Here is an 18,685-nt window from a genome sequence, read left to right as displayed (position 1 = left end):
GGACCGGCGCGTAGCGCCGAGACGGAGGGGGCAAGAGAGCGCCGCTAAGGCGGCGCCTTCACAAACAGCGAGCCTGTGTCGCCCCCCTCCACCCCCGCGCGAAGAGCGCGGCGGTCCCCCTCCCCCGACGGGGGAGGATCAGAAGAACAACGGGTCGCTTCGCTTCTCGGCCGGCAAACGGCCTTCGAGCTGTTGGTCCGGCGTGTCGCGCGGGGCGGGCTGGGGCGAGGTGGGGCGAACGACCGGCGCCCTCGACGCCGATTGAGACGGCTGCTGGGCCGGCTCTTCCACATAGGGGTCGCCCAGGCTCGGATCGACCGGCTCGACCGGGGCTCCACCTTCGTCCAGACCGCCCTGGCCCAGACCCGACATCAGGTCGCCGACGGGATCCGGCGCGGTCCAGCCCTCGGGCATGGGCGGGCCGTCCGGGATGCGCGGCGCGTTCAGGCGCGGCAGGGCCGCCTCCATGAAGCCCTTCCAGATGGCGGCGGGCGACGAGCCGCCGGTCACGCCGCGCATGGCGGTGTTGTCGTCCTTGCCCACCCAGACGGCGGTGACGAAGCCGCCGGTGTAGCCGACGAACCAGGCGTCCTTGTAGTCCGAGGTCGTGCCCGACTTGCCCGCCAGATCGCGCCCGGCGATGGCCGCGCTGCGCCCGGTGCCCGATGTCATGACCCCGCGCAACATCTGGTTCATGTAGTACAGCGACGGATTGTTGATCGCCTGGCCGCTCTGGCCGCTGGCCCGCTGATAGATGACCCGGCCCTGGGGGGTGCGGATGCGGCTGATGCCATAGGCCTCGACCCGGCGACCGCCGTTGGCGAAGGCGTCATAGGCGGTGGCCATCTCCAGCGGCGAGACCTCGACGGCGCCGAGCGCCATGGCGGGCTCCAGACCGATGCGGCTCTCGATGCCCAGGCGGCGCGCGGCGCGGGCCACGCTGTCGCGTCCGATCTGGTCGGCGACATAGGCCGCCACCGTATTGGTCGACTGGGCCACAGCCTGGGCCAGGGTCATGTTTCCGCTGAAGGTGTTGGAATAGTTCTTGGGCGACCAGTTGCCGATGGTGATCGGCTGATCGACCACCGGGGTCTGGGGCGTATAGCCGGCCTCGACCGCCGCCAGATAGACGAAGGGCTTGAAGGCCGAGCCCGCCTGGCGACGCGCCTCGACGGCGCGGTTGAACTGGCTGTCGGCATAGGAGCCGCCGCCGATCATGGCCCGCACCCGGCCGTCGCCGTCCAGGGCGACCAGGGCCGCCTGTTCGACGCCCTTGCGCTCGTCACGGTCCAGAATGCGGCGCACCGACCGTTCGGCGGCCGTCTGCAGCGTCAGGTCCAGGGTGGTCTCGACCACCATGTCCTCGGTCGGTTCGCCGACCAGGCCGCGGATCGACTGGTCCAGCCAGTCGATGAAATACTGGGCGTGCTGGGTCGCCAGGGTGCGCGACACGATGATCGGCTGGGTCACGGCCTCCTCGCGCTGGGCGGCGGTGATGACCCCGGCCTCTTCCATCTCGTTCAGCACGACGGTGGCGCGGGTGGCGGCCCGCTCGCTCTCGGACACGGGCGAATAGCGCGAGGGCGCCTTCAGCAGCCCGGCCAGAAGCGCGGCCTCGCCGACCGTCAGATCCTTGGCCGACTTGTCGAAATAGCGTTGCGACGCCGCCTCGATCCCATAGGCGCCGGCGCCGAAATAGACCCGGTTCAGATACAGGGCCAGGATTTCCTTCTTGGAGAATTTCATCTCCAGCCACACCGCCAGCATCAGTTCCTGCACCTTGCGGCGCAGGTTCTGGTCGGGCGTCAGGAACAGGTTCTTGGCCAGTTGCTGCGTCAGGGTCGAGCCGCCCTGCACCACCCGGCCTGCGCGCATATTGGTCGCCGCCGCCCGCATCATGCCGATGGGGTCGAAACCGGGGTGGTGATAGAAGCGCCGGTCCTCAATGGCGATGAAGGCGGCCGGCACATAGTCGGGCAGGGAGTCCAGGTCGGCGGGCGGCGCCATCTGGGTGCCCCGGGTGGCGATCAGGGCGCCGTTGCGGTCCAGATAGGTGATCGAGGGCTGACGATCGACATTATACAGGCTGGACGTGTCCGGCAGGCCGCGCGCGAACACGGCGAAGAAGACCACCAGGAAGATCAGTCCCCAGACGGCCAGCACCGCGCCCCAGTAGAGCGCCTGTTGCAGCCGCGTGCGAGCCGGCTTTGCGCCGCCCTGCTGCCCGCCCCCGAACCCTGGACCCGCCATGACTTTCCTTCAGATGCCGCGCTCAGCGGGATTAAGCTCTACGGACATGTATCGCGTATGAACCGCCGCCGAAACGGCCCCGTCGATATCACGCGACCGTGAGCGGCTATTTCGCCGAAAGAAAGGCGTCCAGTTCGCCGTAGAAGGCCTGGGGCTGGTCGAACATGATGAAATGGGCGCTGTCGTCGATCCGTTTCAGCGCCACGCCCGGCAGGTTGGCGAAGGACATCTGATAGATGGCGTCGGTGATCTGGGGCGTCATGCGCGGGCCGTTGAACTTGACGTACAGCACCTCGGTCGGGGCCGTGATCTTCGCCAGTTCGGGCCGCAGGTCGGTGGTCACCAGCTCGCGGAAGGCGGCGGCCGAGACCTTCTGGTCGCTGGCCCGCATGTCTTCCAGCGCCGCCTCGCGGCGGCTCTCGGTGTTAATCATGCCGGTGATGGCCGTGGTCGCCTGGGCGACATAGGCCTCGCGCGGGCTATTGGCCTGCGCGGCCCAGATCTGGTCCGCGACCGGCGTCACCGCCTCGGCCGTGGTTCCGGGCGGGCCGAACATGGCGCCCATGAAGGGGATCATGTCCACCACCATCAGCTTGCCGACGCTGTCCGGATGGCGCACCGCCAACATCAGGCCGATGGTCCCGCCCATCGAATGGCCGACGACGGCCGGCTTGATCAGCTCCTGCTCGCGGATATAGCGGGCGATCTCCTCGGCGACCGGGGCGGCGACCGGCGTCGGCGTCGCGCCTTGAGCATTGCCCTCGGCCGGGGCGCCGGCGAAACCCTGGACATGGATGCGATGGACGCGCCAGCCGACGCCGTCCTGGGCCGTCAGGTGATCCACCGTCCCCTGCCAGATCTCGGGCGAGGAGCTGAGGCCGGGGATCAGGATGATGTCGCGTCCGTCCATATCCCCGTCCACGCGGACGTGGATGCGGTCGGAGGCGAACTCCGCGTGATGATGACCGTGGCCGACCTCGGGATGGGCCCCATGCCCGTCCTGGGCCCCAGCCGGAGTTTGAACAGCGGTGGCGGCGAACAGCACGGCGGCGAAACCTAAGGCGCGAAACATGGCGAAACTCCCCTGTGAGACGGCCGTTATGCCACCTCTACTTTATCTTGCAAAGTTCTCTATGAGCTCCGGGAGGACAGACCCCGCGTCCCTCTGTTAGAAGGCGCTCATGAAGCCTGTAGACGCTCCCCCCGTCCAGTCCCCTCAAGCCGAAGCCGCCCCCTCAAAGGCGGGCGCCCAGCCCTTCGGCAAGGGATTCGTCGCCGACGCCTGGTACTTCGTCGCCCTGTCCCGCGACGTCGCTCCGGCCGGCTTGAAACGCTACGAGATCATGGGCGAGCCCGTCCTGATCGGCCGCACACGCGCGGGCGCCGTCTATGCGATGCGCGACATCTGCCCCCACCGCGCCGCGCCCCTGTCAGCCGGGAAACTGGTCGAAAAGCCCGGCGAGGGCGAGACCATCGAATGCCCCTATCACGGCTGGCGCTTCCGCCCCGACGGAGTCTGCGCCGCCATTCCGTCCCTGGTCGAGGATCAGGCCTTCGAAGCGAACCGCATCAAGGTGCGCGCCTTTCCGGTGCGCGAGAGCCAGGGCATGGTCTTCGTCTGGATGGCGTCCGACGCCCGCAATCCCATGGAGCCGGACCACGAGCCCCCCGTCTTCCCGGGCGTGGTCGGATCAGGCCCGAAACTGGTCGAGGCCATGGAGTTCGACAGCCATATCGACCACGCCGTCGTCGGCCTGATGGACCCCGCCCACGGCCCCTATGTCCACCAGCAATGGTGGTGGCGGTCCGAACATTCGATGCACGAAAAGGCCAAGGCCTTCGCCCCCGCCGACTTCGGCTGGGCCATGGTGCGTCACACCCCCTCATCCAACAGCCGGCTCTACAGGATCCTGGGCGGCGCCCCGGCGACGGAGATCACCTTCCGCCTGCCCGGCTATCGCTGGGAGCATATCCAGGTCGGGGAGAAACAGGTCCTGGCCCTGACCTGCCTGACCCCGATCAGCGAGACCAGGACCCGCATCACCCAGATCTTCTGGTCGGACCACTGGGTCTTCGACCTGGCCAAGCCCTTCCTGCGCATGGGGGTGGTCGCCTTCCTGAAACAGGACGGCGGCATGGTGAACCTGCAGAACGAAGGCCTGCGCTACGACCCCGCCCTGATCTGGATCGACGACGCCGACAAACAGGCCAAATGGTACCAGCAGCTGAAGCGCGAATGGGCGAAGAGCCGGGCTGAGGGGCGGCCGTTCGTCAACCCGATCCAGCCCACGACGCTGCGGTGGAAGAGCTGAATCCGCTTCCTTCTCCCCTTGCGGGAGAAGGTGGCCCGAAGGGCCGGATGAGGGGTTGTTAGATGTTGGGTCGGACAGGGTCGTCGTGCATCCGCCGACCCCTCATCCGACCTCGCTGCGCTCGGCCACCTTCTCCCGCAAGGGGAGAAGGAAGAATCGTTTACAGCCTCAATCCGGCTTCACCGGCCAGATCGGCCAGTTTCACCATCGGCCGCGGGCCCCAGTGGGCGATGACTTCGGAGGCGGCAAGCGAGCCCAGCTTGCCGGCCTCTTCCAGCGTCAGGCCGCGCGCGACGCCCAGCAGGAAGCCGGCGGCGTACTGGTCGCCGGCGCCCGTGGTGTCGATGACCTTGGCGACCGGATAGGCGGCGACCGTCACCCGCTCGTCGCCGGCGATCACCACCGAGCCGTGCTCGCCACGCGTCACGGCGGCGATCTCGACGATGGCGGCCAGTTTCGCGGCGGCGGCGTCAAAATCTTCGGTTTCGAACAGGGCGGCCAGTTCGGCTTCGTTGGCCAGGACGATGTCGGCCGACTGTTCGATGAAGCTCAGCAGTTCGGCCCGCCAGCGGGCGACGACGAAGGTGTCCGACAGGGTGATGGCCACCTTGCGGCCGGCCTTGTGCGCGGCGGCGGCGGCGCGTTCGAAGGCGGCGCGGGCCGGGGCCGGGTCGAACAGATAGCCTTCCAGATAGACGATCTGGCTGGCCCCGATCAGGGCCTCGTCGATGTCGTCGGCGTACAGCTGGTTGGCGGCGCCCAGGAAGGTCGCCATGGTCCGCGCCCCGTCCGACAGGACGTTGATCAGGCAACGGCCGGTGCCGAAGCCGTTGTCCGCCCCGCCGTTCAGGACCGGGGTGTCGAAGTGGACGCCGGCGGCGCGGATGTCGTGGCTGAACACCTCGCCCAGGACATCATCGGCCACCTTGCCGATATAGGCCGCCCGGCCGCCGAACGAGCCGACGCCCGCCACGGTGTTGCCGGCCGATCCGCCCGAGGCCTCGACCCCCGGCGCCATGGCGTCATACAGGGCGGCGCTGCGTTCGGCGTCGACCAGCTGCATCGAGTTGGGGGCCAGGTCCTGGGCCGTCAGGAAGGCGGCGTCACAGGGGCTGAGCACGTCGACGATGGCGTTGCCGACAGCGCAGACGTCATATTGGGCGGTGTTCTGGGTCATGGTCGCGCCTTAGCGGTTGAAGGCCCGCACGTCACCCGAAAACATATAAGGAAGCCCTTATATGCGTCGGCGGGTTGCGATACGGAGGCGTCATGACCCAGATCGCCGTCCTGACCCCCGATCCGACCGACAAATCCTACATCGGCCGCTGGCCCGAGGTGCTGACAAGGCTGACGGCGACGCTGGAAGGGACCGGCGCGACGGTTACGGCGACGCCCTGGACCGATCATGTCGAGGACGCCTCGGCTCTGGCCGCCTATGACCTGATCCTGCCGGTCATCGCCTGGGGCTATCACCGCGACCATGCCCGCTGGCTGAAGGCCTGCGTGACCTGGACCGAAGCGGGCCTGCCGGTCGCCAATTCGGCCTCGGTGCTGGGCTGGAACTCGGACAAGACCTATCTGGCGCGACTGGTCGACAAGGGCGTGCCCATTCCGCCGACGCGGTCGAGCGAGGCGATCACTCAGGACCAGGTGGATGCGGCCTTTGCGGAAACTGGAGCCCCGGTGCTGATCGTCAAGCCGACCGTCTCGGCCGGAGCCTTCCGCACCCTGCGTCTCACGCCCGGCCAGCCTCTGACCGATGCCCCGCAAGGCCCGGCCATGATCCAGCCCTATCTGAAATCGATCGAGACCGAGGGCGAGACCTCGCTGCTCTTCTTCGGCGGCCGGTTCAGCCATGCGGTCAACAAGCGGCCTGTGCCCGGCGACTTCCGCATCCAGATCCAGTTCGGCGGCCTCTATACGGCCGTGACGCCGGACGCGGCGGCGATGGCCCTGGCCGAACAGGTGCTGGCCGCCATCGAGGAGCCGCTGCTCTACGCCCGCATTGATATGGCCCGCGACGACGCCGGCGCCTGGGTGCTGATGGAGGCGGAACTGATCGAGCCCGACTTCTACTTGGACCATGATCCGGCCGACGGCGCTGGGTTCGCCCGCGCCGTCAGCGAACGGCTGGGCGGCTAGAAGCCCGCCTGACGCGAGCGGGCCGGCGCCCGAACGGCCGCAAAGGCCGCGATCCGGGCGTGGGCGTCACGGATCGGAGTCGGAGAACGGTCGGCGCCGTCCTCGCTGACCTGGAACCGCCCGACCAGTTGCGTCAGGTCCGACGCCTCGCGGCTCAGGCTCAGGCTGGCGGCGGTCGATTCCTCGACCATCGCGGCGTTTTGCTGGGTGACCTGGTCCATCTCGTTCACGGCCGTATTGACCTCGGCTAGGGCCAGGGCCTGTTCCTGGGTCGAGGCGCGGATCTCGCCCATCAGATGGGTGATGTCGTTGATGCGCACGGCGATGGCCGACAGGGCCTCGCCGGATTCGCGGACCAGCACGACCCCGCTCTTGACCTGGGTGCTGCTGGTCGAGATCAGGGTCTTGATCTCCCGCGCCGAGTCCGCCGACCGCTGGGCCAGGGCCCGAACTTCGGAGGCCACCACGGCAAAGCCGCGACCGGCTTCGCCCGCGCGCGCCGCCTCGACCCCGGCGTTCAGGGCCAGAAGGTTGGTCTGGAAGGCGATTTCATCGATGACGCCGATGATCTGGCCGATCTGATCGGAGGATTTCTCGATCTCGCCCATGGCTGTGATGGCGCGCTGGACGACGGCGCCGCCAGTCTCGGCCTGGCTGCGGGTCTGGCCCACGACCACATCCGCAGCCTGAGCGTTCTCAGCCGCCTTGCGGACGGTGGCGGTGATCTCGTCCAGGGCGGCGGCGGTCTGCTCCAGACCGGCGGCCTGACGTTCGGTGCGACGCGACAGATCCTCGGCTGCGCTGCTGATTTCATTGGCGCCCGACTGCATGGACCCCGCGTTGCCGCGGATGACGGCGACCGCCTCATCCAGGGCCGCCATGGCGCGGTTGAAGTCCTCGCGCAGAATGGCGTAGTCGCCGGGGAAGGCCTCGCCGATCCGATACGACAGGTCGCCGGCCGCCATGGCCGACAGGCCGCGCCCCGTGGCCTGGACGACGGAAGCCTGAACTTCGGCCGCCACGCGATCAGCCTCGGCGCGGCGCTCGCGCTCGACCTCCGCAGCCGTGACGTCGGTCGCGAACTTGACGACCTTGTAGGGTTTGCCGTCAGCGCCGAAGATCGGGTTGTAACTGGCCTCGATCACTGCACGGGCGCCGCCCTTGCCATAGCGGATGAACTTGTCTGCGATGAACTCGCCCGCGTTCAGCCGACGCCAGAAGTCCGTGTAGGCGGGCGAGGCGGCCTCGGCGGGGTCCATCAGCATGCGGTGATGGCGGCCCTTAACCTCGGCCAGCTCATAGCCGATCACCGCGAGGAAGTTCGGATTGGCCGAGATGATGGTGCCGTCCAGCTCGAACTCGATCACGGCCTGCGACCGCTGAACCGCCGCCATCATGCTGCGCAGCTCGGCGGTCTCCGCCGCATCGGGGGAGGGGCGGGGCTGGAAGAAGGATTTCATGACGGACGTTCTACGCGAGCAGTTGATGTCCTGAATCGTGACATCAATTCGTTACGACGCGGCGCCCATGTATTTAGCCTCGACAAGCATCCAAATAGTGCATCCACTCGTATTTGGAATAAGCGCGGCAAATCACGATAGGCGATCATTCAACCCTGAATATCGCAATCCAAGGACCTGCCATTGTTACAGTTGCTTTCTACAGCATTATCGCCCCGCCAAGTTTTGCAACTGAAAATCGCTTTCGCCATCACCTTGGCGGCCCGGCGTTTCCAGACCGTAGCCGCCGAAGCCCGGCAGGCCTGCGGCCAGGAGGCGGCGCGGACCAGTCTGCTCTATTTCCTGGAGGGATCTCCCAGAGGCCTGACCCAGACGGAATTGGCGAGCCGTCTGGAGATCTCCGGCCCCAGCCTGACCCGGCAACTCGACAAGCTCGAGAGGCTGGGCTTCGTCAGCCGGCGCCGCATGATTGGCGACGGCCGGGTGCGTCTGATCATGATCGAGCCGGCCGGTCGCGAAGCCTTGCTGGAGTTGGACGTCCACGCCTCCGAAATGCGCGACCGCATATTCGGGGATATTCCACAGGCGGATCTGGAAACAGCCCAGCGCGTGCTGGATAAACTGGCGGCGCGTCTGGCCGTCCATCCAGGCCTGGCCGCGAAACCGTCCTAGCCCGCCTCGCCCAGCGCCATCAGCCCCGCCCGCGACGGGCACAGGTCGGCGATGACGCAAGACAGGCATTTCGGTTTCCGCGCCGTGCAGGTGTAGCGTCCGTGCAGGATCAGCCAGTGGTGCGCCTTGGGCAGCCACTGCTCCGGCACGACCTTGAACAGCTGGGCCTCCACCTTGTCCGGCGTGCCCGCATTGGCCAGGCCCAGCCGGTGCGAGACGCGGAAGACATGGGTGTCCACCGCGATGGCGGCCTCGATCCCCAGTTCGTTCAGCACCACCGACGCCGTCTTTCGCCCCACGCCCGGCAGGGCCTGGAGATCGGCCCGGTTCAGCGGAACCTCGCCGCCGTGTTGCTCCAGCACCAGGCGGGACAGGGCGATCACATTGCGGGCCTTGCCGCGATACAGGCCGATGGAGGCGATGTAGGGGATCAGCCCCTCCTCCCCCAGGGCCAGCATCTTCTGCGGCGTGTCCGCCACCCGGAACAGCCGCTCGGTCGCCTTGTTGACCGACACGTCCGTCGCCTGGGCCGACAGGGCCACGGCGACCACTAGGGTGAAGGGGTTGGAGAAGTTCAGCTCGGTCTTCGGCTCGGGCATGACGCCGGACAGACGCTTGAAAATGGCCTCGACCCGGTCCTCGTCCGGCGGCCAGCGCAGCACCGGAACGGACGCGCCGGTCATGACCGCCGGGCGTTTCGGACCGGGGATCTTGGACTTGGCGACAGGTTTTCGGGCCTTGGGCGGCGTCATGCCTCGCTGTCGCCGTCGTCGCGACGCGGGTCAAGACCCAGGCTGGTCAGGGCCGCATCCGCCGCCCGTTCGCCCTCCATCCAGGCGCCGTGGGCCGTGCCGTAATAGACCGGGGCCGTGGCTTCGCCCGCCAGGAAGATCCGATCCTCGACCGCCGTCCGCAACTTCGCCCGATCCCCCGCATGGCCCGGCAGGGCGTGGGAATAGGCGCCGCGCGACCAGGGATCGACGCCCCAGTTCGACACGGCCACGGCCTCCAACCGCCGCCGCAGGTTCGACCCCAGGGCCGCCACCAGTTCGGACACGGCGAAATCGACCAGGGCGGCGGGGCCTTGCGCCTCCAGCCCCCAGGCCAGGTCGGCGCCGAAATAGGCCTCGATCATCGGCCGCCCGAACGGCCGCAGGTGATAGCCGCAGGTCTCGGCCGTATCGATCCGGGTCCACAACTGGGTGTCAGGCTGGAAATCGCCCGCGCCCCGCACCGTCATATGCACCTTGGACGCCAGCCCCAGAGGCACGCCCGCCGTCGCCTCCAGCCAGGCCGGAACGGGCGGATCGATCCGCACCGCCTCGGTGGCGATCAGACTGTTGGGAACCGTCAGGATCACCACCCGCGCCGTCAGCTCGCCCCTGCTGGTCTCCAGCCGCAGCAGGGGGCCGGACCGGTCGATCCGGCGCACGGCGCAGTCGCGCACCACGACGTCGGACACCGCCTCGCCCAGACGGGCGATCAGCCGGCCATAGCCCTCGCGCACCCGCCAGTTCACCCCGGTGTCGCCATAGGCGTCGTAATCCAGGCTGGACACCTCGGCGAACCGCGCCCCGTTCAGGGCGCCCGAGATAGCGTCCATCCGGGCGTTCCAGCGGCAGTCCGGGTCGAAGAAGTCGGACGCGGGCCGGTCTTCGCCCCGCCCGGCCGCTTCCGTCACACGCTGGTCGAAGGCGGCGAAGGCCTCGCCGAACTCAGCCTGCTCGGCCCGCGAGATCTCGTGGTCGAAGGCCTGGGTCCGCCACGGCGGCGGCGTCTGGTCCAGCGTCAGCCCTTCGGCCTCGACCCGCCCGGCCAGGACATTGTCGTCGGCCGAGTGCAGCCAGCCGCAGCCCATGTCCAGCCCCTCGCCCTCGACCCGCGCCGTCCAGGCGCGCCCGCCCATCCGGTCGCGGGCTTCCAGCACCAGAACCGACAGGCCGGGCCGCATCAGCCGGCGTGCGGCGGCGATCCCGGCCGCGCCCGCGCCGATCACGACGACATCGACCTGGGACGGCAGCGGATTGGAGGCTCGGGCGCGGTCGCTCATGGGCCGAGGACATACACGAAAACAGGCTTTGATCGGCCTCTTCGCGATTGGACATTGATTTTTGGACGGCGACGTCCATTTTAGCCCCGTTTCAAAACGCCGCACCCTCCCCCGGATGTCCCATGTCGCCTGAACTGAAGAAACGCCTGCCGCTGTTCGCCGCGGTCCTCGTCGGCCTCGCCCTGGTCGCGGGCGGGATCGTCTGGTGGATGAACGGCCAGAGGTGGGAAAGCACCGACAACGCCTTCGTCCAGGCCGACACCACCCTGATCAGCCCGCAACTGGCCGGCCGCGTGACCGAGGTTCTGGTCGGCGACAACCAGCGGGTCGAGGCCGGGCAGGTCCTGGTCAAGCTGGACGACGGCGATCAGCGCGCCGAACTGGCCCGCGCCGAGGCCAATCTCCAGGCCGCGCTCGCCGCCGTCGGCAATGTCGACGCCCAGGCCGAGCAGGAGAAGGCCGCCATCGCCGCCCGCGCCGCCGCCGTGACCCAGGCCCGCGCTCAGGCGGGCCTCGCCCGCGCCGAGGTCGACCGCTACGGCAAGCTGGCCCAGCAGGGCTGGGTCTCGCAGCAACGGATCCAGACCGAACGCGCCGGCGCCGCCACCGCCGACGCCAGCGTGCAACAGGCCCAGGCCGCCCTGGTCGCCGAACAGCGCACCGCCGGGGTGCTGGGCTCAACGCGCGAACAGAGCGTCGCCGCCGTCGAACAGGCCCGCGCCGTGGTCGAAACCGCCCGCATCGCCCTGGAACGCACCGTCATCCGCGCCCCCATCGCCGGCGTCGTCGGCGCCCGCAGCGTCCGGCCCGGCCAATACGTCAACGCCGGAACCCAGCTGCTGTCCATCGTGCCCCTGACCCAGACCTATATCGTCGCCAACTTCAAGGAGACCCAGCTGGACCGGATGCGACTGGGCCAGACGGTCGAGATTTCCGCCGACGCCTTCCCCGGCCGCAAGATCGAGGGCCGGATCGACAGTTTCGCCCCCGCCACCGGGTCCGAATTCGCCCTGATCCCGGTCGAGAACGCCACCGGCAACTTCACCAAGATCACCCAGCGGGTGCCCGTGCGGATCGTCGTCAGCGGCGCCGACCGCAGCCTGGCCCTGCGTCCCGGCCTGTCGGTTGACGTCAAGGTCGATCTGAAGAGCCAGGGTGGCCAGAGCTTCGCCGAGGCCTCCATCGGGACGCCTCGCCCGTGACCACCGCCAACCCGGCTGCGGCTGGGGGCGGGGTCACGCCGCAGAGCCCCGTCGCCGGCCATCCCGAGATCAACTGGACCATGCTGCTGCTCGGCTTCGCCGGCATGGTGGTGGGCCAGTTCATGGCCATTCTGGACATCCAGATCGTCGCCGCCTCCCTGCCCCAGATCCAGGCCGGCGTCGGCGCCTCGGCGGACGAGATCAGCTGGATCCAGACCGCCTATCTGATCCCCGAGGTGGTGATGATCCCCCTGTCCGGCTTCCTGTCGCGGCTATGGGGCACCCAGAAGCTGTTCCTGGCCTCGTGCGCCGGCTTCGTCCTGATGAGCATCGCCACGGGCCTGTCGACCTCCATCGACATGATGATCCTGTTCCGGGCCATCCAGGGCTTCGTCGGCGGGGCCATGATCCCGACCGTCTTCGCCGTGGCCTTCACCGCCTTCCCGCCGGACAAGCGGGTCACGGCCAGCGTGGTCATGGGCCTGATCGTCACCCTGGCCCCGACCGTCGGCCCGACCCTGGGCGGACACCTGACCGAATGGCTCAGCTGGCGCTGGCTCTTCTTCATCAATGTGGCGCCGGGCCTGCTGGTCCTCTTCCTGGTCGGCCGCTACGGAAACTTCGACAAGGGCGACCCGTCCCTGGCCAAGGGCTTCGACTGGTGGGGCCTGGGCTTCATGGCCGTCTTCCTGATGAGCATGCAGTATGTGCTGGAGGAGGGCGCCAGGAACGACTGGTTCGACGACACCTCCATCCTGCTTCTGGCGGTGGTCGCGGCCGTGGCGGGGCCGGTCTTCGTCTGGCGCTCGCTGACCTATCGCCAGCCGATCGTCGAGTTGCGCGCCTTCACCAACCGCAACTTCCTGGTCGGCTTCATCATGACCTTCACGGTGGGATTCGCCCTGTTCGGCGGCACCTTCCTGCTGCCGCTGTTCCTGGGCCGGGTGCGTGATTATTCGTCGGCCGAGGTGGGCACGACCATGGTGGTTTCCGGCCTGGCCATGTTCGCCACCGCCCCCTTCGCCGGGCGGCTGGTGCGCAAGATGGACGCCCGCATCCTGATGTTCGGCGGCTTCATGATGTGCGCCTGGGGCATGTGGGAGGCGCGGCTGGTCACGGACGAATGGGGCTTCTGGCAGTTCGCCTCGGTCCAGGCCTTCCGGGGCGTCGGCGTCATGCTGGCGATGATCGCCTCGCAGCAGGTGACGATGGCCACCCTGCCGCCGCACATGGTCAAGAACGCCTCGGGTCTGGTGAACCTGTCGCGCAACGTCGGCGGGGCCTTCGGCCTGGCGATCCTGAACACCGGCCTGACCACCAATACCGCTGTCCATATCGGCGAGCTTACCAGCGGCATCACCCAGGGCGACCAGGCGATGCGTCACATGATGGCCGGCATGGCCCAGAGGTTCGCGGGCACCATCGACCCGGCCGCCTCTGCGATGAAGGCCGTCTATGGAATTCTGCAGAAACAGGCCACGACCATGGCCTTCGGCGACGCCTTCGCCCTGCTGGGCATCATGTGCGCCGGCGCCGCCTTCGTCACCCTGCTGGCCCAGCCGGTCAAGGCCCAGCCGGGCGCGCCCCCGTCGGACGCCCACTGATGGCCCGCCGCCGGGGTCAGGTCGACGAGAAGAAGAGCGAGGCCATCCTCGACGCCGCCGCGACCCTGTTCGCGGACAAGGGTCTGGCGGTGTCGATGGACGAAATCGCCCGCGTCGCCGGCGTTTCCAAACAGACGGTCTACAACCGCTTCGCCTCCAAGCTGGAGATCGCCCGGGCCATGGCCAGCCAGAGGTCCGACGCGGTGGCGGCGCCGCTGAAGGCGCCCGGCGACCCTGCCGCGGTGCTGGAGGCCTTGGCCCTGAGCCTGCTGGAGCGCATCTGCCACCCGGACAAGGTCGGCTCGATGCGCGGCGTGGTGCTGATGTCGACCGAAGCTCCCGAGATCGCCCAGGCCGTCTATGAGGCCGGGCCCCTGCGCAGCCTGAAACTGCTGTCGGCCTGGCTGGCGGACCAGACGCGCGCGGGCCGGCTGAACGTGCCCGACCCCGACGGGGCGGCCGAGATGTTCTCGGGCCTGGTCCTGGGCCACGGCCATCTGCGGGCCATGCTGAACGTGCCCCAGATCGACGCCGACCACCGCCTCCGCCGCGCCCGCGAGGCCGCACGGGTCTTCGTCGCGGCCTATGCGCCGACCGCCTATGCGCCTGGCCAGGATCGCGCTAGTTGAGACCCGCCGCGTAGAGGAGTTCGCCCATGCTGATCCACCTGTCGTCCTGGCCCGAGATCGACGCCCAGATCGCGTCGGGCCGGCCCCTGTCGAAGACGGTCGTCGTGCCGATCGGCTCCAACGAGCAGCACGGGCCGACGGGCCTGTTGGGCACCGACTGGCTGTGCCCCGAGATCATCGCCCACGAGGCCGAGCGTTCGGACGCCGCCCTGATGGTCGCCCCCACCTTCAACATCGGCATGGCCCAGCACCACCTGGCCTTCGCCGGCACCATCTCCTTGCGCCCCTCCACCTTCATGGCCGCCATCACCGACTGGGTCTCGTCGCTCAGCCGCCACGGGTTCGAGCGGATCTATTTCCTCAACGGCCACGGCGGCAACGTCGCCACCATCGAGGCGACCTTCTCGGAAATCTACGCCGAATGGAGCTTCGTCGAGGACGAACCCCCATTTGTTCTGAAGCTCAAGAACTGGTGGGACCTGCCGGGCGTCCAGGGCCTGTGCAACTCGATCTTCCCCACCGGCCACGGCATGCACGCCACCCCGTCCGAGATCGCCGTGACCCAGGCCGCCTATCCCGACCGGATCAAGACGGCCGACTACAGCCCCCAGATCGCGCCCAGCGGCCCGATCCGCGACGCCCTCGACTATCGCGCCCGCTTCCCCGACGGCCGCATCGGCTCCGACCCGGCCCAGGCCAACCCCGAAAAGGGCCGCCGCATCATCGACCTGGCCGTCCCCGCCCTGCTGTCCGACGTCGCGGCCTTCGCCGCCGAGGCCCGGCCCGGAGACGCGTCCTGACCCGCAAGACCTGCGCCACCGGCGTTCCAACACCGGCTGTTCTGGGCGCCGAAATGCTGTCCGCCTCGGCCGAGGTCATCGCGGCGCGCACCACCCTGATGGTCCACGGCCTGACCGATCCGGCCGGCCAGGACAGGGTCGAACTGTCGCTGATGAGCTCGGAAAAGACCGAGGCCCTGTCCGCCTCCGCCGCCGCGCTCGCCGCCAGCGCCGGGACCGTCGGCAAACGCCTGGGCCAGGCCGCCCTGGACGAAGGCGCACGCGCCCTGCAGGCGGCGACTGAAATCGCCGGCGCCCGGACCCCGGCCGAAGCCGCCCAGGCCCAGTTCCGTTACGCCCTGGGCTGGTGGAGCCGCGCCGCCGGCCAGGCCCTGACCCTGAACGCCGAACTGACCCAGGCCCAGACCGACGCCCTGACCCCCATCCACAAGACCGCCGTCGCCAACGCCAAGCGGTTGAGGAAGTCGTAGGGGCAACCGCTCACCCCCCGTCATCTTCGGGCTTGACCTGGGATGCGGATATTCGGACTAGCGCGGCGAGCAAAAGGGCTAGCCGGACGCATCAAGCGATGCTGCTAGGTGATCCACGATGGCCCGTACTTTCGCTGACGGCCGCGGCCCCGCCGGAAAAACAGCGTAAACCTCGGCGGGTTCGAGACGATAGCGATCGAGCAATTGTACAAGCTGGCCGCTGCGCAGTTCTTCTCCTGCCATGACGCGGGTGGCCAGCGCGACGCCGAGCCCTGCGACTGCGGCTGCAAGGACCCCTGGCGCCGAGTTGATCCAGAGTTTCGCCGAGACATCGACTGACGTAGCGGTGTGATTGTGCGTGAAGCGCCAGCTCTCGCGGCCGAACAATCCGTGCTGGACAATGCAATCGTGCCCGGCGAGTTCAGCGGGACTTGCAGGCTCGCCACGTGAAGAGAGATAGGCGGGCGCGGCGACCACCAGCCGTTCGACCCGCGCGATTCTGCGAGCGCCGAAGGTGGAGTCGTCGAGCGGCCCGACTCCTAGGCGTATGGCCACGTCGACCCCCTCCGTGACGAGGTTCTGGCGCGCGTCGCTCATGACAATTTCGACTCGGAGATCCGGATGCAGCGGCAGGAACGTCGCCAGCGCCGGAATGACCGCGCGCGCGCCATAGAGCACCGGCATGGCGAGGCGGAGCACGCCGTGCAGCGAGTCAAGCCCTCGGGTCGCCTGCTCGGCCTCCTCCATCTCCGCGAGCAGATGTCTTGCACGCTCCAGGTACAGAGACCCGGCTTCCGTCAGGGAGATGCTGCGGGTAGTGCGCAACAACAGCGTCGTGCCCAGACGCGCCTCCAGCGCGCCGATGATGCGCGATACCGAGGGCTGCGATAGGTTCAGCTCGCGGGCCGCCCGCGAAAGGCCGCCGCCCTCGGCCACGCGGACGAAAACGGCCATCTCCTGCCAACGGTCACTCATTCGAAATCCGAATATAACCTGTTCGAATTCGACTGATACACGGCCTCTGGCGGATAGCCTAATTCCTCTCTCACGGCGATCACGCCGTCTCATCGTTTGATCTTCGGTAGGTTATTGCCGAACTCAATCGATACCTAAAAATACGGAGCGAGTTCCAATGTCGATCAAGATTTATGGCGACCCAGGCTCGGGAAGCCTGCGTCGCGTCACGTCAGCATCAGCCGCGATGGGCGTGCCGATCGAACGCGTGAACATCGACCTCTTCAAGGGCGAGAGCCACACGCCGGAGTTCCTAGAGCTCAATCCGCACGGCCTTTCGCCTGTGATGGTGGATGGCGACTTCGTTCTCTACGAGTCTTCGGCGATCAATCTTTATCTCGCGGAGAAGGCGGGCAGCGACCTCGCCGGCGCCACGACGCGCGAACGGTACGAGATCCTTCAGTGGATGTTTTGGTCGGGCGAACAGTGGCGGGTCTTCGCGACGCTCACCTTCGACGAGGTGCTCGCCAAGCGTTTCGTGGGCCTGCCTGCGGACGAGACCATCGTGCAGTTGGCGTTCGCCAAAATCCGCGCTGCGGCAGCGGTGCTGGACGCCCATCTCGCGGATCGACAGTTCATCGTCGGCGATCGGCTGACGCTGGCCGACCTCGATATCGCAGGACCTTTCTCGCAGAATGAGCGGACCAAAATCCCGCTCAACGAATTCCCTAACTTGGTCGCTTGGCAGCAGCGACTGTTGAAGACGGCGCCCGCGTGGGCCGCCACCAAGCAGGAGGTCGATGCTCGCATCGACGGCGCTCTCGACGCGGCCGGAATCAAACTGTGAAGCTTAGCGCCGACGCCTTCAGGCGTCGGCGCATTGCGCACAAGCCGAGCTAGTGGCCAACGCTGCACGCCCGAAATCCCCCTCACCTCAGCGGCAAAAACAACTCCGCCGCCGCCCCCTCTCCGGCTCCCCCAGGAACTCAGCATCCGGGCATGATCGTGGTCCAGCGCCGTCGTCATCATCCTCATCCGTCGTGATGAGGCCACCTTGGCGCCGGACGCCGTCGCGCGCTCGACCGATCTTGCGGTTTGAAACGGCCCCTGACACGAGGACCGCCTAAGCTGCTCCGGTCCCCTTGTCGCGATGCGGGCATCCCGGCCAGCAGCAGGGGCGGCGTTTGCCGTCGCTCAGGTTCTCGCGACCCCAGTCGATCCGCTTGAGCCGGGTCTCGGCCTTCTTAGCCGACTCGACCCAGCAGATCCATTCGTTGCGGGCCAGGGGGGTGATCGCCGTCCAGGTCGCCAGGGCTGCGGCGTCGCGGCTCAGCGCCGCCCGCAGATCGGCGGGCAGGGGGTGGACGACGCCGCCGGGCAGGTCTGCATCCTCAGCCATGCGCCATTTTCGCAGCCCCGGATTTGCGCCGCAAGCCGTGTCCTGCCCACCCCGTGGGGCGGGGAAGTCAGGCGACCTCGACCACCTTCAGCTTGGGCTTCTTGAGCTTGGAGGTCTTGGCCGGGCGGACCGCCTTCTTGGCGGCCTTTTCGGCCTTCTTGGCTTCCTTCTCGGCCATCTTCAGCGCCTTCTTGGCGGCCTTGGCCTCGGCCTTGGCGGCGTCGGGGGCGGCGTCGGCGGCGGCGGCCAGTTCAGCCAGCTGGGCCAGGAAGGTCTCGCGCTGGCCCTTGGGCAGCAGGGCCATGATCCGCTTGTCGGCGGCCTCGACCAGCGGGCGGGCGGCCTCAAGCCGGGCGGCGCCCTCCGTGGACAGACGGACCGCCTTGGCGCGGGCGTCCAGGGTCGAGCGTTCGCGCTCCAGCAGGCCCTTGGCGGTCATGCGGGTGACCAGGTCGGCCAGGGTCGAGCGGTCGATGCCGGTCATCCGCACCAGTTCGGTCTGGGTCAGACCGGCCTTCAGCGAGGCGGCCTCAAGCACGGCGAACTGTCGCTGGGTCAGGCCGTCGGCGCCCATTTCCTCGGAATAGATGTCCAGGGCCAGTTGCAGGGCCCGGTGCATCAGGTGACTGGGCGAGGTGGCCAGAGGCCCGACCTTGCGTAACGACTTGCCAGACTTGACCATATCGACCGTCCCCCGAGTGTCTTTCGTCCGCATGCGTACCAGCCGCGCTTTACGATTTG

The 18,685-nt window shown here is 68.1% G+C and carries 18 protein-coding genes; 9 read left to right on the top strand and 9 right to left on the bottom strand.

What is annotated here, in order from left to right:
- Positions 1-138 precede the first annotated feature (138 nt).
- Both GYM46_RS10165 and GYM46_RS10160 read right to left on the bottom strand, forming a co-directional pair.
- A complete protein-coding gene (locus GYM46_RS10165; protein ID WP_008261698.1) occupies positions 139-2,250 on the bottom strand; it encodes a transglycosylase domain-containing protein in 2,112 nt (703 codons plus the stop codon).
- Positions 2,251-2,356: 106 nt separating this feature from the next.
- Complete coding sequence (locus tag GYM46_RS10160) at positions 2,357-3,322, bottom strand: alpha/beta fold hydrolase (RefSeq protein WP_008262357.1); 966 nt, start codon at positions 3,320-3,322, stop codon at positions 2,357-2,359.
- A 109-nt stretch (positions 3,323-3,431) separates the two neighbouring features.
- Between GYM46_RS10160 and GYM46_RS10155 the strand changes: the two genes are divergently transcribed.
- The gene (locus tag GYM46_RS10155; RefSeq protein ID WP_008260558.1) at positions 3,432-4,562 is read left to right on the top strand and encodes an aromatic ring-hydroxylating oxygenase subunit alpha; all 1,131 of its coding nucleotides are present in this window, start codon (positions 3,432-3,434) and stop codon (positions 4,560-4,562) included.
- Positions 4,563-4,722: 160 nt separating this feature from the next.
- On the opposite strand, the gene GYM46_RS10150 is transcribed toward GYM46_RS10155, so the two are convergent.
- Positions 4,723-5,739 carry an adenosine kinase gene (locus GYM46_RS10150; RefSeq protein ID WP_008258937.1) on the bottom strand — a complete coding sequence of 339 codons (1,017 nt, stop codon included), beginning with the start codon at positions 5,737-5,739 and terminating at the stop codon, positions 4,723-4,725.
- Between the two features lie 92 nt (positions 5,740-5,831).
- Here GYM46_RS10150 and GYM46_RS10145 point away from each other — a divergent pair, with 92 nt between their 5' ends.
- Positions 5,832-6,704, top strand: coding sequence for an ATP-grasp domain-containing protein (locus GYM46_RS10145; protein WP_008263468.1), 873 nt, complete (start codon positions 5,832-5,834; stop codon positions 6,702-6,704).
- Here GYM46_RS10145 and GYM46_RS10140 read toward each other — a convergent pair.
- Positions 6,701-8,164, bottom strand: a complete 1,464-nt coding sequence (locus tag GYM46_RS10140) for a methyl-accepting chemotaxis protein (protein ID WP_008264381.1) — start codon at positions 8,162-8,164, stop codon at positions 6,701-6,703. The two genes, GYM46_RS10145 and GYM46_RS10140, sit on opposite strands and share 4 nt — an antisense overlap.
- Positions 8,165-8,389: 225 nt before the next feature.
- On the opposite strand from GYM46_RS10140, the gene GYM46_RS10135 reads away from it, so the two are divergent.
- Entirely contained in the window at positions 8,390-8,836 is a 447-nt protein-coding gene (locus GYM46_RS10135) for a MarR family winged helix-turn-helix transcriptional regulator (RefSeq protein WP_008260735.1), read from the top strand.
- Here GYM46_RS10135 and nth read toward each other — a convergent pair.
- Together nth and GYM46_RS10125 are read right to left on the bottom strand one after the other, a co-directional pair.
- Complete coding sequence (gene nth, locus GYM46_RS10130) at positions 8,833-9,588, bottom strand: endonuclease III (RefSeq protein ID WP_008264124.1); 756 nt, start codon at positions 9,586-9,588, stop codon at positions 8,833-8,835. The two genes, GYM46_RS10135 and nth, sit on opposite strands and share 4 nt — an antisense overlap.
- Positions 9,585-10,886, bottom strand: a complete 1,302-nt coding sequence (locus tag GYM46_RS10125) for a flavin monoamine oxidase family protein (protein WP_008260421.1) — start codon at positions 10,884-10,886, stop codon at positions 9,585-9,587. Before GYM46_RS10125 ends, nth begins: the two co-directional genes overlap by 4 nt.
- 122 nt (positions 10,887-11,008) lie before the next feature.
- On the opposite strand from GYM46_RS10125, the gene GYM46_RS10120 reads away from it, so the two are divergent.
- Genes GYM46_RS10120 through GYM46_RS10100 form a run of 5 tightly spaced genes read left to right on the top strand, consistent with a single transcriptional unit; the run spans position 11,009 to position 15,591 of the window.
- Positions 11,009-12,088, top strand: coding sequence for an HlyD family secretion protein (locus GYM46_RS10120; protein WP_008259534.1), 1,080 nt, complete (start codon positions 11,009-11,011; stop codon positions 12,086-12,088).
- On the top strand, positions 12,085-13,692 hold the full coding sequence (locus tag GYM46_RS10115) for a DHA2 family efflux MFS transporter permease subunit (RefSeq protein WP_008259473.1): 1,608 nt from the start codon (positions 12,085-12,087) through the stop codon (positions 13,690-13,692). Before GYM46_RS10120 ends, GYM46_RS10115 begins: the two co-directional genes overlap by 4 nt.
- Complete coding sequence (locus tag GYM46_RS10110; RefSeq protein ID WP_008264314.1) at positions 13,692-14,321, top strand: TetR/AcrR family transcriptional regulator; 630 nt, start codon at positions 13,692-13,694, stop codon at positions 14,319-14,321. The genes GYM46_RS10115 and GYM46_RS10110 overlap by 1 nt, the downstream gene beginning before the upstream one ends.
- 26 nt (positions 14,322-14,347) lie before the next feature.
- Positions 14,348-15,121, top strand: coding sequence for a creatininase family protein (locus GYM46_RS10105; protein WP_008259933.1), 774 nt, complete (start codon positions 14,348-14,350; stop codon positions 15,119-15,121).
- Between the two features lie 53 nt (positions 15,122-15,174).
- A complete protein-coding gene (locus tag GYM46_RS10100) occupies positions 15,175-15,591 on the top strand; it encodes a hypothetical protein (RefSeq protein WP_008261317.1) in 417 nt (138 codons plus the stop codon).
- Between the two features lie 78 nt (positions 15,592-15,669).
- On the opposite strand, the gene GYM46_RS10095 is transcribed toward GYM46_RS10100, so the two are convergent.
- The gene (locus GYM46_RS10095) at positions 15,670-16,566 is read right to left on the bottom strand and encodes a LysR family transcriptional regulator (RefSeq protein WP_040349810.1); all 897 of its coding nucleotides are present in this window, start codon (positions 16,564-16,566) and stop codon (positions 15,670-15,672) included.
- Positions 16,567-16,723: 157 nt separating this feature from the next.
- Here GYM46_RS10095 and GYM46_RS10090 point away from each other — a divergent pair, with 157 nt between their 5' ends.
- Positions 16,724-17,392 carry a glutathione S-transferase family protein gene (locus GYM46_RS10090; RefSeq protein WP_035307283.1) on the top strand — a complete coding sequence of 223 codons (669 nt, stop codon included), beginning with the start codon at positions 16,724-16,726 and terminating at the stop codon, positions 17,390-17,392.
- 276 nt (positions 17,393-17,668) lie between these two features.
- Here GYM46_RS10090 and GYM46_RS10085 read toward each other — a convergent pair whose 3' ends face one another.
- Both GYM46_RS10085 and GYM46_RS10080 read right to left on the bottom strand, forming a co-directional pair.
- Positions 17,669-17,944: a YdeI/OmpD-associated family protein gene (locus GYM46_RS10085; protein ID WP_008263047.1), complete on the bottom strand. Its 276-nt coding sequence runs from the start codon at positions 17,942-17,944 to the stop codon at positions 17,669-17,671.
- A gap of 67 nt (positions 17,945-18,011) precedes the next feature.
- On the bottom strand, positions 18,012-18,626 hold the full coding sequence (locus GYM46_RS10080) for a MarR family winged helix-turn-helix transcriptional regulator (RefSeq protein WP_008259635.1): 615 nt from the start codon (positions 18,624-18,626) through the stop codon (positions 18,012-18,014).
- Between the last annotated feature and the right edge of the window lie 59 nt (positions 18,627-18,685).

Origin of the sequence: Brevundimonas mediterranea (assembly GCF_011064825.1) — a bacterium.
Lineage (GTDB): Bacteria > Pseudomonadota > Alphaproteobacteria > Caulobacterales > Caulobacteraceae > Brevundimonas > Brevundimonas mediterranea_A.
Note: the sequence above shows the minus strand (reverse complement) of the source record. Positions and strands in the feature narration are given on the sequence as shown.